Raw genomic sequence first — 13966 nt, 5'->3', positions numbered from 1 at the left:
ATCAGCCTTTCACCGCGCCGGAGGTCAGGCCGCCGACAAGGTGTTTCTGGACGACGTAGGTGAGGGTGAGCGCCGGAATGATCATCACCACGGCCAGCGCGCACATGCCACGCCAATCGATGGTGAACTCGGCCGTGTAATCGAGCAGGCCGACCGGCAGCGTCTTGGCGCTCACCGAGCGGGTCAGCTGCGAGGCCAGCGCGAACTCGTTCCAGCAGGTCAGGAAGGCGAAGATGGCGGCCGAAGCGATGCCCGGTCCGGCAAGCGGGAACTCGACCTGCCAGAACGCCTGCCAGCGCGTGCAGCCATCGATCTGCGCCGCCTCCGCGAGGTCCTTGGGCACCTGGCGGAAGAAGCCGTCGATCAGCCAGATGGTGAACGGCACGTTGAGCGCGACATAGGCAAGGATCAGCCCGAAATGCGTGTCGATGATGCCAAGCCGCACATAGAGGAAGAACAGCGGTAGCGAGAGCGCAATGCCCGGCACGGTGCGCGTCAGCATCAGGCTGAGGAAGACGCTGGATTTGCCGCGGAAGCGGTAGCGCGCGAAGGCATAGCCGCCGGCCATGCCGATGGCCACCGCAATGACTGTCGAGGTCACCGAGATGATCAGCGAGTTGCGGAAATATTCGATGACAGGGATGCCGCCCTTGCCGATGCCTGAGAACATGGCGACATAAGCGTCGAACGAGATCTCCTGAGGGATCCACACCGGTGGCTTGGCCATGATCTCGACCGCCGGCCGCAGCGACGAGATGACGATCCACAGGCCCGGCAGGCAGATGGTCAGCATCGCCAGGAACAGGCCGATGCGATAGACGACGCCCAGCAGCCGGCGCTTCAGGCGGGCGGAAGAATTCTCGTCCATCACCACTCCGCACCGATCTGCGTGCGCGCCGCGGCGAGCTTGTTGAAGAAGTAGACAGTGAAGGCGATCGACAGCAGGATCGAGAAATAGGCCATGGCGTTGGCCATGCCCATGCGCCCGTCGCTGTAGGCGGTGCGGGCCACCAGGGTCCATAGCAGTTCGGTGCGGCCCGCCGGTCCGCCATCGGTCATGATCTTGACGATGTCATAGGCGCGCGCGACGTCGAGCGAGCGAATGGTCATGGCGATGTACGCGAAAGGCATGACGAACGGCCACGTCACATAGCGGAATGTCTGCCACGGCGTGCAGCCGTCGACCCGCGCCGCCTCGATCGGCTCCTTGGGCATGGCGAGCAGGCCGGCGAGGATCAGGATGGCGAAGATCGCCGTCGACGACCAGATCTCGGCGATCGAGATGGCGATGAAGGCGAGATGGCCCTCGATCAGCCACGGTATGGCGTCTTGCGTGATGCCGAGCGACTGCAGCGCATTGTTCACCAGGCCGATATTGTCGTTGAACATAAACTTGAACTGAAAGCCGACCAGGATCGGCGAAAACATCATCGGAAACATCATCAGCGTGCGCAGGATGCGCTGGCCGCGTGTCGCTTTCTCGACCAGCATGGCAAGCCCAAGGCCAAGCAGCATTTCGAGATTGAGCGCGATGGTCAGCAGCAGCACCGTGCGACCGAACGCCCACCAGAAATCAGTGTTGGACAGGATCGAAAGATAGTTCCGGATGCCGATGAAGACGTAGAACGTTTCGGGCCGCGTCAGGCGGAACGGCGTGAAGCTGGAGTAAAGGGACAACAGCAACGGCACAACGACAACCGCCGCCAGCACGATCATGGCCGGAAGCAGCAGCAGGAATGGCGCGGATGGCTTGAAGCCCTTCATCAGAATCCTTGAGGTGTTTGCATTTGGACGGCCGTGAGTGGGCCGGGGGCGATGGGTTAGCGTAAATCGCTGGCCGCGAAACACGATCGCCTCCCCCATTTCCGATGGGGGAGGCAGCCTTGGGAGCCCGTTTCTAGAGCTTGCCGGCGTCCTGGAGGATTTGCGTCGCCTTGGCGGCCGCATCGTCCAGTGCCTGCTTGGAGGTCTTGTCACCGAGGATCGCCGCCTGCAATTCGGGATAGACGGCGTTCGAGATCTCGATCCATTCAGGCGTCTGCGGCACGGCAAACGCGTGCTTGGCCTCTTCCTGGAAGGCGGTAAGAACCTCCTTCTTGTAAGGATCGTTTTCGGCCTGCTTCAAATCCCAGTCCCACACCGCGCTGCGGGTCGGCAGCGGGCCTGCGGCGGCCTCGAGCTTCTGGCTGTCTTCGTTGGTCAGCCACCACACCAGGGAAGCCGCGGCCTCCTTGTTGGGGCAATTCTCGGTCACCGAGAAGCCATGGAAACCTGACCAGCCGGTGCGTTTGCCGGACGAGCCCTTCGGCGCGACTTTCACGCCGACATTGCCGGCGACCTTCGACGACTTCGGATCGTTGAAGAAGCCAGCCCAGCCCGGCCAGTCCAGGTTGATGGCGACGGTGCCGGACGCAAAGCCCTGGCCGAGATCGTCCCAGAGATAGTTGGTGGTTCCGGCCGGTACGGCCTTGGCCTTGTAGAGGTTGACGAACCAGTCGAGCGCCCGGATGCCGGCCTCGGAATTGAAGACCGGCTTGCCGTCCTTGTCGAGATACTCGCCGCCTTCAGCGACAACCATCTCGTAGAAGCGGCCGTTGATCGCCTCTTCCTTGCCGGCGAACTGCGTGCCGTAGAAATTGGGTGGGTTGGCGAAGAACTGGGCCTGGTCGGTCACTTCCTTCCAGGTGTCCGGCGGCACCAAATCATAGCCGTACTTCGCCTTGAACTTGGTCTTGTTGTCGGCGTTCTCGTACAGGCTCTTCTGGTAGTAGAGCGCCGAAACGTCGAACTGCGCACGCGGCAGCATCTCCAGCTTGCCGTCGATGGTTGCGGACGTGATCGTCGACGGCACGAAAGCGTCGATCTCTTCCTTGGGCAGCAATTTGCTGAGGTCGGTGTAAAGGCCCGTATATTGCGGCGCAAAGGACGAATGGTTCCAGCCGACGCACCAGTTGGTGCTGCCCGAGGCGATGTCGGACTTGAGCTCCTTGTCGATGTCGAAGCCGTTCTTCTTGGTCAGGATGTTGACCTTGGCGCCGGTCGCCTTCTCCCATTCGGGAATGCGCTCGTAGAGCTTTTCATATTGCTGGCCGCCGATCAGCTTCACGTCGACGGTCACGCCTTCGAACTTGCCGGGCAGGTCGCCGGCAAGGGCAGCGCCCGCACCTGACGCGAGCAACAATGCACCGGCGCACACGCCGGACAGCAGTCTGTTCATTGGTATCCTCCCTTGGTGCCGCCTCCGCGGCGACCGCAACTCGTCTGATGACAAGAAGTGCTACATTCATATACAAACAAAACATTCATAGACACGTCAAGGCGAAATTTGTTTCCGCCGCGCAAGTTCCTGCGTATATGAAGGGTGAAATTCACTGGAGGATGAGCCCATGGACGACAGCGAAGACGAGCGCTATCGCGCGCCGGCGCTCGACAAGGGGCTCGATATCCTTGAACTGCTGGCGGGCGTCGACGGCGGCCTGACCCAGGCAGAAATCGCCAAGAAACTCGACCGCAGCCCCAACGAATTCTACCGTATGCTCGACCGGCTGGTGCGGCGCGGCTATGTCACCAGGCTCGACGGCGACCGCTATTCGCTGACGCTCAAGCTGTTCGGTCTGGCACAGTTGCACGCGCCGGTTCGGCGGCTGGTCTCCTATGCGACGCCGCTGATGCGTGAGCTTGCCGAGACATCGCAGCAGGCCAACCAACTCGTTGTTTTTGATCGCGGTTCTGCCGTCGTCATCGGCCAGCAAGAAGCACCGAACTACTGGGGCATATCGATCCGGGTCGGCTCCCATATCAGTCTGTTCGACACCGGCTCGGGACATGTGCTGCTCGCTTTCCGCTCACCGGAAGAGCGCCAGATGATGATTTCCGAACACGTCCGCAGCACCGACAAGACGGCGCAATCGACCGAGTTCTTCACCCGTCTCGACCAGATCCGCGACCGTGGCTACGAGATGATGGCCTCGATGCAGACAGCCGGCGTCTTCAACCTGTCCGCCCCGGTGCGCAGTTCCGACGGCAAGGCGATCGCCGCGCTGTCGATTCCCTACATCACGGTGGTCAACGCGCCTTCCGCGCCCGACATCACCAGGACGATCGAACTGTTGCTGGCAACGTGTGAAAAGCTGTCGCACCTTGCTGGATCAGCAGTCGGCTCATCGGTGTGAATTCTTATTTGAATGAAGAATTCCCCCGTGAGATGATTTGAAAAGCCAGAGGGAGGAGCCTCACCATGATCATCGATACCCATCTTCACCTGATCGATCGCTCGGCCCTGCGCTATCCCTGGCTCGCCGGCGTGCCGGCGCTCAACCGCGATTTCTCCTATGAGGAATACGCCGTGGAGGCGCAGCGTGTCGGCGTAGGGCGTGTGCTGCATATGGAGGTCGATGTCGATGCGGCCGACATCGAAGCCGAGACCGCTCGTGTGGAAGGACTGTCACGGCAGTCCGGCAGCATGCTGGCCGGGGTGATCGCGTCCTGCCGTCCTGAGGAAGGGGACTTCGCGGCCTATCTCGAACGGCAGCGGGCAAACCCGTTCGTAAAAGGCTTTCGCCGCGTCCTCCACGTCGTGCCCGACGAGCTCTCGGAAGGTGCGGTGTTTCGCGCCAGCATCAAGCGGCTTGGCGGCACCGGCCTGACCTTCGATCTCGTCGTGCTGCCGCACCAGATCCCCAAGGCGATTGCGCTGGCCGACCTGGCGCCCGATGTGACGTTCGTCCTCGATCACTGCGGCGTACCCGACATCAAGGGCGGAGCCGAACATCCATGGCGCGAGCATATGAGCGAGATCGCGCGGCGCCCGAATGTCATGGCCAAGATATCCGGCGTCGTCGCCTATGCCGATGCCGGCAGCTGGACGGTCGAGACGCTGCGGCCGTACGTCGAGCACACTATCAGTTCATTCGGCTGGGACCGCGTCGTCTGGGGCAGCGACTGGCCGGTCTGCACGCTAGGCGGCGGCCTGTCGACCTGGGTGGCGGCGACCCATGCATTGCTCTCGGGCTGCAGCATTGCCGAGCGCGACAGGCTGTTGTCCGACAATGCCCGCAAGCTGTGGCGGCTCGACTGACTGGTTATTTCAGATGGTTGTCGAGACGTGCCGTTCGCGGCCATAGAGCGAAACCAGCAGCACGATGACGAAGCCGAGCGCGGCCTGCACCGCTGCGGGCTGGAAGCCGAGGCCGATCAGCAGCGTGTTGATCTCGGTCAGCACCAGCACGCCGGCGATCGTGCCGAGATAGCTTCCCCGGCCGCCGACAAGTGCTGCACCTCCTACGACAACGGCTGCGATGGTCTGGAACAGATAGGGCTGGCCGACATCGCCATAGGCCGAACCGGTGAAGCCGAGCAGCAGCACTCCTGCCACGGCGGCGAAGAAAGCGCTTGCCGCATAGGTGACGACCCACATGCGAACCGGGTCAATCAGCGCCAGCGGCGCCGCGCCCGGATTGCTGCCCAGCGCGTAAAGCCGGCGGCCATAGGGCGTTCGCTCCAGCACCAGGACGACGAGTGCCGCCAGCACGACAAGGCTCGGCACCAGCCACGGCACCGGCAGCGGTCCGGCCGATCCGCCGATCGAGACGAAGCTGGATACCGCTTGCGGTGCGGAGCCTGACGGGAAACCCGCCGTCCACAACAGCACCAGCCCTTGCACGACCATGCCGATGCCGAGCGTGACGATGAGCGGCTGGATGTCGAGGCTGCGCGAGATCAGCCCGTTCAGCCCGCCGATGATGATCGCCAGTACGCCGACGAGGCCGCAGACCAGGACAAAATGCCAGCCATCGCCATAAAGCTGCGCCGCCACGACATTGGCAAAGCCAATGACGAAAGGGATCGACAGGTCGATGCCGCCCATGATGACGACCAGCGTCTGCCCGATCGAGGCCACGGCGAGCAGCGAGGCGAGCACCAGCATGGCGCGTATGGCAAACGGCGCGGAGTAGCCAGGAATGAGGATCGTGCCGGCGAGATGCAGAAGGGCGGCGACGCAGAAGGCGCCGACGACGCGAGCGTTGGTTGTGGCGAAGAGGTTTTGGCGCAAAACCATGTCAGCGTCTCCCCATAGCAAGACGTTCCTGCAGCGCTGTCAGCATCACGGCCAGCACCAGGATCGCGCCGTAGGCGATCTGCAGCACGAAGGTCGAGACATTGAACGTCGTCAGCACGCTTTGCAGCAGGAAGATGTCGATGGCGCCGATGGCGGCACCCGCCACCCCACCACGGCCGCCTGCAAGGCTGACGCCGCCGAGCGCTACCGCGGCGATGGCGATCAGTGTGTAAGTTGGCCCGATGTTCGGATCGGCGGAGCCGATCAGCGCGGTCAGCATCAATCCGGCGCAGCCGCCAAGGATGCCGGTCATGATATAGGCGATGAAGCGCACGCGCGTGACATCGACGCCGGCGGTGTAGGCGGCACGGTCGTCGCTGCCCACCGCCATAAGCTGGTCGTAGTAAGGGGTGCGCCGCACCAGCCACCAGACGATGAACATCGCCGCCAGCGGCAGCATCGACAGCGGACCGGACAGTGCCTTGAGCCAGGCCGGTGCGGGACCGATCGGCGCCGGCAGGATTGTTAACGTCACGCCGGTGAGGATCAGATAGGTGCCGAGCGTCGCGACGATCGGCTGAATGCGCACGATTGTCGCCAGAAAGCCGTTCGCAGCACCCACCAGCGCCCCGACGAGCAATGCAGCCGGAACGAGCACCAGGGGCGATGAGATGCCGGTGCCGAGGAACAGCACCTGGATCGTCAAAGCGTTGACGAAGCCCATCAATGGCCCGACCGAGATGTCGATTCCGCCGCGACCGGCGAGGATCACTGGCGTCGAGGCAATGGCCGCACCGATCAAGGGCGCCGCCAATCCGACCAGCGCGCCCCAGGAACCCGGCTGGAACCGCCCGGGGCTGAGGATAAGATTGATCGCAAGCAGCACGACCAGCAGCACCACCGCGAAGCCGAAATTTCGCCCAAGGGACAGGAGGCGCGCAACAGGGTTCATGCCGCACGTCCGAACATGGCTGATATCACGCTGTCGGTGGTGAGCGCGTCGCCAGAGATCTCGGCCGCGACTTCATTCTCACGGAACACCAGCACGCGCTGGCACAGGAGAAGAATCTCCTCGATTTCACTGGATAGGATGACGAGCCCCATGCCGTCGGACGCCAGCCCGCGAAACACGTCGTAGAGCACATGCCGCGTCGCCACGTCGACGCCACGCGTCGGATCGTTGAGGAGCAGGATCGCGGGCTCCAGCGCCAAGGCACGCGCCAACAGCACCTTCTGCTGGTTGCCGCCCGAAAGAGTGGTGATCGGCGCATCGGGCCGGGGCGCCACTATCGAGAGTTTTTCGCGATAGAAGTCGTAGCGCGCCTTGCGTGCCGACGGGCTGATTAGCCCGAGCCGCGTGTCGCGCGACAAGGTCGAGACGGCGAAATTGTCGAGCACCGACTGTGTCGGGAAAATGCCGTTGGCGCGTCGGTCGCGCGGCAAATAGGCGATGCCGCTGGCGACAGCCTTGCGAAACCCGGTAATCTTTCGGGAGGCATCCGATGAACCGAGTTCGATCGAGCCGCCATGGGGCGGTTCCAGGCCGGCAAGCATCTTGAGAAACAGCTCCTGGCCATGACCATCGAGACCGGCAAGCCCGACGATCTCACCCGGAGCGATTGCCTGCGTGATCGGGCTGGCGCCGGGCGCGATGACAAGGTCCCGAACGGCAAGACCACCAAAATCGAGGGCGGCGCGATCAGCCATGCTGCAGCTCCGCCGCCGTGCGTGGCGCCATCGCCTTGAGAAGTTCAGCCGGCGTCGAAGCGCCGCGCTCCTCGGTGCGCACGACGCTGCCGCCGCGCAGGATCGAGATGCGATCCGACAGCGACATCACCTCGTCCATGCGGTGGGTGATGAACAGGATCAGGCAGCCTTCGCCGGCCAGCGCGCGCATCAGGGAAAAGACGGATTCGCGATCGGCGAAGTCGAGCGCGGCGGTGACCTCGTCGAGGATCAGGATCTTTGGGTTGCGCACGATCGCGCGGGCGAGAACGACCAATTGCTGCGCGGCAAGCGGCAGCAGGCCGGCTGGCTTGTCGAGGGGGACGTCGGTAACCGCGAAGCGCTTCAGCGCGGCTTTCGCCCGGTCACGGCGCTCGTTGCGGGGAACAGCGCGCCGGACCAGCCCGTCGAGGCCGAGCAGGATGTTATCGATGACGCTGCAGTCCGGCGCGATCAGCACCTCCTGGAACACCGTGGCAAAACCTTGCGCCTGGAAGGCCGAGGGCTTGGCACCCGAAAACGGCTTGCCGTGCAGCAGGATCGCGCCATTGTCCGGCTGGACGATGCCGGACAGCAGCTTGACCATCGTGCTCTTGCCCGAACCGTTCTCGCCCAGGATGGTGTGGATGGTTCCCGCCCGAAACGCGATCGATGCGTCCGCGAGCGCGATCGTCTCGCCATAGCGTTTGGATATGGTTTTGATTTCAAGCATGTCGCGTTTCGATGCTGGCAGGCCCGCACCCAGAAAGGAGCCGGCCTGCTGAGAGACTAGCAGGCGTCACTTTGCACAGGCATCGGGCACCTTCGAATAATCCCAGCCCTTGGTCGGCGCCGGGTTCGAGAAATAGGCGTCGAGCCATTCCTCCGGCATCGGATCTTTCGGCGGGATCGGGAAGATCGACACGGCATCCGTCGTCATGCAGTCCTTGTACCAGGCACCGAGATCGGCGGTGTGGACAGGCGGGATCGGGATCAGCAGCGTGTTCAGCTTCGGCTTCTGGCCGTCGAGCATGCGCTCGCCGACGCGGAACAGTGTTTGCGCGGTCCAGTGCGGCAGCACCGCATGGCCTTCGAAGCGGTACTTGTCGGGGTTGGCCTTCCAGTAGCCCAGCGCGTCCCCGGTGATCGAGCCGGTGATCAATGGCGCCGGCCGGCCGGCTTCCGCGAAGGCTTCGGCGACGACGCGGCTTTCGCTGCCTGTCGTCCACACCGCATCGATCGGCGCCGGGTTGGTGGCGATCGCCTGCAGCACCACGGTCTTGGTGACGTTGGCTGTCCAGTTGCCGTTGACGTTGCGCGAGATCTTCAGCTTCGGATTTTCCGCCAGCGCCTTGTCCGCGCCCTGGCGTTCCTGGACCACGATCGGGTGGCCGGCGATGCCTTCGACCAGAAGGATGCTGGCGCCGTCCGGCTGCGCCTTGCCGATCGCCGTCATCATGTCATAGCCCCAGCGCGCATAGTTGGAATCGACATTGATGGCGTTCGGGCTGGTCACCGAGCCGGCGGCGGTGATGAACGGAATGCCGGCCTTGGCGGCAGCGTCGATGGCATCGTCGAGCGCCGTCGCCGAGCCCGGCACCGACGTGATGATAGAGCATTTCTTGTCGATGAAGGCGCGGATCTGGTTGATCTGCTGGCTGGCATCATTGTTGGAATCCGACACCTCGAAGCTGGAGACGGTGCCGTCGGCGATCAGCCCGTCGACAAGACGCTTCAACTCCTTGGTCACCGTGACCCGCCACGGGTTGCCCTGGTAGGATTCCGAGTGGCACCATTTCCACGGCTTTGGCGGCGCGTTGAAATTCTCCCAGGCCGAAGGCAATACCTTCTGGGGCGCTCCGTCATACTGCGCCTTGAGTTCGGTCGGCAGTCCACCGATGACGCCTTGCACATCCTGTGCAAAGGCGGCCGTTGCAAGCGAGGCAAGCGCCGTTGCGGCCAGCAGGCCGCGGATCATTCCTGTCATTCTTGTTCTCCTCCGTTCGGTTTGGTTCAGGCTCCTCCACCGGCAGCGCCGGACACCTGCACCGGGGAACTCTCCCGAAACAGGCGATTGAGATCGGCAACGACCTGTCGGGCTTGATGCCGGAAGGTCATGCCGGAAAGGATGCGTTCGGACGCGGCCTGCTGGAACGCCATGTAGCCGTCATGGCGCGGCCGCACCCATGCACCCTCCAGTGTCGCGCGCGTGTCCCGGTAGAAATTGCCGGTCGCTTCATTGACGGCCTGATCTTCCCAGGCCGCTGCATGGCCGGGCTGGCCGCCGGCGGCGGCATAGGCGCCGCGCTGGACATCGCCGCTCGAGACCCAATAGGCAAAGTTGATCGCGGCATCCCTGGCTTTGGAAAAGGCTGATACGGCTATGCCGGTGCCGCCGAGCGCCGAACCGATCGGGCCGCCGGAACCGATGACCGGAACATCGGCAAAGGCCAGCCGGTTCGCCCGAAAGCCAGTCGTCGCATAGGAAACATAGCCATAGATCAGTGGCGCGCAGACGAACCTGGAACCGGCCTCCGCCATGCGCTCCGAGACGGCAATCGGATCCATCTCCAAGCAAGCCGGATCAACGAGCGCTGCAATCTCGCGCATTGCTTCAAACACTTCGCTACCGGCGTCAACATCGATGAGATCGTGGGATGGATCGGTGGTGCAAGGACGGCCGAGATTGCCTGCGAATGTGTAAAACACCATCAACACGTGAGGCGGCCGCAGCGGCAGCAGCACACGGCCTTGCCGGGCGAGATCGAGCACCTCGCTCCAGCGCGCCGGTGGCGCCTCGATCGCATCCGGCCGCCATGCCTGGACCTGGGTTGCCGCATCGATCGGGAAAGCCCATTGCCGTCCTTGCCAGTTGTAGCTCGGATAGGACTGGCCGACGCTGCCCGAGGCAAGGGCCGTGCGTTCCGCCTCGCGTCCGGCGACATCCAGCGGCTCCAGGCAGCCTTCGGCCGTGATCTGGCCGACATGCGGATGGTCGATGACGATGAGATCATAGGCGCGCGCCAGTTCCTCGACCGGGAAGGATTCGAAATCCTGCAGCGAGCGCTTGTCCCATTCGATGGCAATACCGGTCTTCTGCTGCCACAGCGCCGAGCAGGCGACCATCGGATCGTAGCCACGCGGATGGCTCCAGGTCATGCCTTTGAGCTTGGGCACGCTCACAGGCCGAACTCCGCGCGGATGGCGGCACTGTGCTCGCCGATGCGCGGCGCCGCCCGATCGACCTTGGCCCTGATGCCATCGACCCGGAGCGGCGAACTCGTCGTGAGGATCGAGACGTCATCCTCGCGCGTCACCGTCTGCAGCATATCGAGCGATTGAAACCCCTCGCTTGCCAGCATCTCGGGCCAGGTCAGTACCTTGGCGCACCAGATGTCGGCCGGCTCGAGGATATCAAGCCATTCGTCGATGGTTTTGGTGGCGATCCGCTGCGCGATGATCGCCTTGATGTCGTCGCGCGCGGTGAACCACGATGCAGGCTTGTCGCGATAGGGCGCCAACTCGCTGAGCGACAAGAGGTCGGCCAGCTTGGGGATCGGCGTCATAGCGATGGCGAGATAGCCGTCCTTGGCCGGGTAGACACCGTAAGGCGCCGACAGATAGGCATGCGCGCTGCGGAAGCTGGAGCGCCTGGGCAGCCGGCGGCCGTCATTGAGATGCGTCGTCAGCACCTCGAACTGGAAATCGACCAGCGCTTCCAGCAGGCTGGTTTCGATATGAATGCCCTGACCGGTGATGCCGCGCCGCACCAGTGCGGCCAGAATGCCCTGCGCACAGGCGGCACCAGCCAGCATGTCGCCGATGGCGAGGCCGAACGGCACCGGTCCCTGATCCTCGTCGCCGTTCAGCCACATCACGCCGGAACGCGCCTGCGCCAAGAGATCCTGGCCGGGCCGTTTGACCCATGGCCCATCCTCGCCATAGCCGCTGATCGAAGCATAGACCAGCCGCGGGTTGATCTTGCGGACCGCTTCATAGTCCAGGCCGAGCCGTTCGATGACGCCCGGCCGGAAATTCTGGATCAGCACGTCAGCCCTGGCCAGGAGGCCGCGCAACGCTTCGAGATCGGCCTCGTTCTTGAGGTCGATGGCAAGACTTTCCTTGGCCCGGTTGATGGCGTGGAAGATGGTGGAATCGCCGCCGATCTCGGTGTCGCTGAGATAGAGCCGGCGCGACAGGTCGCCGCCATCCGGACGCTCGATCTTGATCACGCGGGCACCGAGATCGAGCAGCCTGAGTGAGCAGTACGGGCCCGACAGGAACTGGCTCATGTCGACGACGACGAGACCGGCGAGCGGCAATTCGGCTGCTGCCGGCATGCTATTTCTCCGTCTTGCCGACGAAGTCGGCCGGGTTGCGGTACTTCACCGTCTGCAGATGCTCGCAATAGAGAACGAGCTCGCCTTCGCCCTTGAAAACCTCATAGCTGGCGCGGATCAGCCCCATCTCCTTGTAGCGGGGCTTCTTGTCGAGGTTGGAGCGGATCGAATAGATCGTGTCGCCAATGAAGACAGGCTTTATGAAACGGAGCTTGTCGTAGCCATAGGAAAAGGCATTGACGCAATTGGTGGCGACCAGGCCGAGGCCAGCCGAGAAGACAAAGGCGCCGGCGATCAGCCGCTTGCCGAAAATGCCTTCGCTCTCGGCAAATATCTGGTCCTGCACATAGGGGTGGATGTCGAGCACCAGCGTGTTGAACAAATGGCTATCGCCTTCGGCCATGGTCCGTCGCAACGAGCGGATCTTCTGCCCGACCGGCCAATCCTCATAGAACCAGTTTTCGGCGTTCCACACCGGCAGCGCGGCGTGCTCCTCGGGCATATTTTTTGGGTGCGTCGAGGCGACGCCGACGGTGGGCGCAAAATCGTTCATGGTCGGCTCCACCAGCCCTGCCTGGAGCACGTCTCAGCTGTCGGAAAACGCATCAGGGCGTCGAAATGCAAGACGTCTCCTCCCGTCAATCTTCTTTTGTAAATAGTATTTTCACATATGGGGTTGCGTTGCAAGCGTGAACAGGCGAAATTTTGGTTGCTCCCGCGCGCCGAAGCGCAGGCGGGCAGGGGAGGAAATCATGCGCAAGGATTGTCTGGTCTTTGTCGGCAGCCTGAACCGCGAGGCGCCGTATTTTCAGGGCGCTCGGGGCGTCGGTCTCGGCGTCTACAGCTTTGACGAGACGACGCTGGAAACACGAAAACTGGCCGAGACCAACGATGTCGACAATCCGACATTCCTGTCGGTGACGCCAGACGGCTCGCACATCTATGCCAATTCGGAAGTCTTCACCTGGCGCGAGGGCACCGTCTCCGCCTACAGCTTCGATCGTGGCTCAGGCGCGCTCCGCTATCTGAACAAGCAGCCATCGCTCGGCAGCATCACCGCCCACAACACCATCACCCACGACGGGACGAAGCTGCTGGTCGCCAATTACGGCATGGGCGAGGGCGGTCCGGATCGGGCCGTGGCTGTCTATGGTTTCGAGAAGGACGGCGCGCTGTCGGCGCCGCTGGCCAGCATCTCGCATAGGGGCAGCGGCCCGAATGCCGCGCGGCAGGAACGTTCGCACGCCCACAGCGTCACCGAAACAATTGCCGGCGGAACAGCCATCGTTGCCGATCTCGGCATCGACCGGCTGGTGTCCTACCGGATCGAGCAGGATGGCAGCCTGACCAAGCTTGCCGAATCCGCCTTGCCGCCGGGCGCCGGCCCGCGCCATCTGGCGCTGCATCCGAACGGGCGTTTCGTCTTCGTCATGAATGAGTTGGATTCGACCATCGTGTCGATGGCGCTGGACGAAGCCAGCGGCAAGCTGTCAATTGTCGACACAAAGCCGGCGGTGCCGGCCGAGGCGCGCGACAGCAATCATTGCGCCGATATCCAGATGTCGCCGGATGGCCGCTTTGTCTACGGTTCCAACCGCGGCCATGACAGCGTTGTCATCATGGCGGTCGACCAGCAGACGGGTTCGCTGAGCCTCGTCGGCTATACCTCTTGTGGTGGCGCGACGCCGCGCAACCTGGCGCTGACGCCGTCAGGCGGCCATCTGTTTTCCGCCAACCAGAATGCCGACCGCATCTCGATCTTCGCTCGCGACGCCGAGACCGGCATGCTCAGCGACACTGGGCGCGCCATCGAGATCGGCACGCCGATGTGCGTCAAGATCGTGCGCTGAACGCCCACACTGTG

The 13966-nt window shown here is 63.2% G+C and carries 14 protein-coding genes; 3 read left to right on the top strand and 11 right to left on the bottom strand.

The window, feature by feature from the left end:
• Position 1 precedes the first annotated feature (1 nt).
• From NKI21_RS10195 to NKI21_RS10185, 3 genes are all read right to left on the bottom strand, one after another.
• A complete protein-coding gene (locus NKI21_RS10195; RefSeq protein ID WP_023808866.1) occupies positions 2-868 on the bottom strand; it encodes a carbohydrate ABC transporter permease in 867 nt (288 codons plus the stop codon).
• Positions 868-1764: a carbohydrate ABC transporter permease gene (locus NKI21_RS10190; RefSeq protein ID WP_023808865.1), complete on the bottom strand. Its 897-nt coding sequence runs from the start codon at positions 1762-1764 to the stop codon at positions 868-870. Before NKI21_RS10190 ends, NKI21_RS10195 begins: the two co-directional genes overlap by 1 nt.
• Before the next feature lie 133 nt (positions 1765-1897).
• Entirely contained in the window at positions 1898-3217 is a 1320-nt protein-coding gene (locus tag NKI21_RS10185) for an ABC transporter substrate-binding protein (RefSeq protein ID WP_352440088.1), read from the bottom strand.
• A gap of 169 nt (positions 3218-3386) precedes the next feature.
• On the opposite strand from NKI21_RS10185, the gene NKI21_RS10180 reads away from it, so the two are divergent.
• Together NKI21_RS10180 and NKI21_RS10175 are read left to right on the top strand one after the other, a co-directional pair.
• The gene (locus tag NKI21_RS10180; RefSeq protein ID WP_023808863.1) at positions 3387-4172 is read left to right on the top strand and encodes an IclR family transcriptional regulator; all 786 of its coding nucleotides are present in this window, start codon (positions 3387-3389) and stop codon (positions 4170-4172) included.
• 65 nt (positions 4173-4237) lie between these two features.
• Positions 4238-5077: an amidohydrolase family protein gene (locus tag NKI21_RS10175; RefSeq protein WP_352440087.1), complete on the top strand. Its 840-nt coding sequence runs from the start codon at positions 4238-4240 to the stop codon at positions 5075-5077.
• 9 nt (positions 5078-5086) lie between these two features.
• Here the strand turns inward: NKI21_RS10175 and NKI21_RS10170 are convergent, their stop codons facing one another.
• The 8 genes from NKI21_RS10170 to NKI21_RS10135 all read right to left on the bottom strand — a co-directional run bounded on the left by NKI21_RS10170 (position 5087) and on the right by NKI21_RS10135 (position 12655).
• Positions 5087-6058: an ABC transporter permease gene (locus tag NKI21_RS10170; RefSeq protein ID WP_352440086.1), complete on the bottom strand. Its 972-nt coding sequence runs from the start codon at positions 6056-6058 to the stop codon at positions 5087-5089.
• Between the two features lies 1 nt (position 6059).
• The gene (locus NKI21_RS10165) at positions 6060-7010 is read right to left on the bottom strand and encodes an ABC transporter permease (RefSeq protein ID WP_352440085.1); all 951 of its coding nucleotides are present in this window, start codon (positions 7008-7010) and stop codon (positions 6060-6062) included.
• A complete protein-coding gene (locus NKI21_RS10160) occupies positions 7007-7765 on the bottom strand; it encodes an ATP-binding cassette domain-containing protein (protein WP_023808860.1) in 759 nt (252 codons plus the stop codon). Before NKI21_RS10160 ends, NKI21_RS10165 begins: the two co-directional genes overlap by 4 nt.
• On the bottom strand, positions 7758-8495 hold the full coding sequence (locus NKI21_RS10155) for an ATP-binding cassette domain-containing protein (RefSeq protein WP_352440084.1): 738 nt from the start codon (positions 8493-8495) through the stop codon (positions 7758-7760). The genes NKI21_RS10160 and NKI21_RS10155 overlap by 8 nt, the downstream gene beginning before the upstream one ends.
• A 66-nt stretch (positions 8496-8561) precedes the next feature.
• On the bottom strand, positions 8562-9749 hold the full coding sequence (locus NKI21_RS10150) for an ABC transporter substrate-binding protein (RefSeq protein ID WP_023808858.1): 1188 nt from the start codon (positions 9747-9749) through the stop codon (positions 8562-8564).
• 26 nt (positions 9750-9775) lie between these two features.
• A complete protein-coding gene (locus NKI21_RS10145; RefSeq protein WP_352440083.1) occupies positions 9776-10945 on the bottom strand; it encodes an extracellular solute-binding protein in 1170 nt (389 codons plus the stop codon).
• Complete coding sequence (locus tag NKI21_RS10140) at positions 10942-12102, bottom strand: CaiB/BaiF CoA transferase family protein (protein ID WP_352865456.1); 1161 nt, start codon at positions 12100-12102, stop codon at positions 10942-10944. Before NKI21_RS10140 ends, NKI21_RS10145 begins: the two co-directional genes overlap by 4 nt.
• Position 12103: 1 nt before the next feature.
• Entirely contained in the window at positions 12104-12655 is a 552-nt protein-coding gene (locus tag NKI21_RS10135) for a MaoC family dehydratase (RefSeq protein ID WP_352440082.1), read from the bottom strand.
• A gap of 199 nt (positions 12656-12854) precedes the next feature.
• Here NKI21_RS10135 and NKI21_RS10130 point away from each other — a divergent pair, with 199 nt between their 5' ends.
• Positions 12855-13952, top strand: a complete 1098-nt coding sequence (locus NKI21_RS10130; RefSeq protein ID WP_352440081.1) for a lactonase family protein — start codon at positions 12855-12857, stop codon at positions 13950-13952.
• The last annotated feature ends 14 nt before the right edge of the window (positions 13953-13966 follow it).

It is taken from the genome of Mesorhizobium sp. M0715, assembly GCF_040320355.1.
Taxonomy (GTDB): domain Bacteria; phylum Pseudomonadota; class Alphaproteobacteria; order Rhizobiales; family Rhizobiaceae; genus Mesorhizobium.
Note: the sequence above shows the minus strand (reverse complement) of the source record. Positions and strands in the feature narration are given on the sequence as shown.

Coding starts and splice junctions, on each gene's coding strand:
- NKI21_RS10155 (WP_352440084.1), bottom strand. CDS start 8,495: ATGCTTGAAATCAAAACCATATCCAAACGCTATGGCGAGACGATCGCG.
- NKI21_RS10160 (WP_023808860.1), bottom strand. CDS start 7,765: ATGGCTGATCGCGCCGCCCTCGATTTTGGTGGTCTTGCCGTTCGGGAC.
- NKI21_RS10195 (WP_023808866.1), bottom strand. CDS start 868: ATGGACGAGAATTCTTCCGCCCGCCTGAAGCGCCGGCTGCTGGGCGTC.
- NKI21_RS10180 (WP_023808863.1), top strand. CDS start 3,387: ATGGACGACAGCGAAGACGAGCGCTATCGCGCGCCGGCGCTCGACAAG.
- NKI21_RS10130 (WP_352440081.1), top strand. CDS start 12,855: ATGCGCAAGGATTGTCTGGTCTTTGTCGGCAGCCTGAACCGCGAGGCG.
- NKI21_RS10135 (WP_352440082.1), bottom strand. CDS start 12,655: ATGAACGATTTTGCGCCCACCGTCGGCGTCGCCTCGACGCACCCAAAA.
- NKI21_RS10150 (WP_023808858.1), bottom strand. CDS start 9,749: ATGACAGGAATGATCCGCGGCCTGCTGGCCGCAACGGCGCTTGCCTCG.
- NKI21_RS10165 (WP_352440085.1), bottom strand. CDS start 7,010: ATGAACCCTGTTGCGCGCCTCCTGTCCCTTGGGCGAAATTTCGGCTTC.
- NKI21_RS10190 (WP_023808865.1), bottom strand. CDS start 1,764: ATGAAGGGCTTCAAGCCATCCGCGCCATTCCTGCTGCTGCTTCCGGCC.
- NKI21_RS10170 (WP_352440086.1), bottom strand. CDS start 6,058: ATGGTTTTGCGCCAAAACCTCTTCGCCACAACCAACGCTCGCGTCGTC.
- NKI21_RS10175 (WP_352440087.1), top strand. CDS start 4,238: ATGATCATCGATACCCATCTTCACCTGATCGATCGCTCGGCCCTGCGC.
- NKI21_RS10140 (WP_352865456.1), bottom strand. CDS start 12,102: ATGCCGGCAGCAGCCGAATTGCCGCTCGCCGGTCTCGTCGTCGTCGAC.
- NKI21_RS10185 (WP_352440088.1), bottom strand. CDS start 3,217: ATGAACAGACTGCTGTCCGGCGTGTGCGCCGGTGCATTGTTGCTCGCG.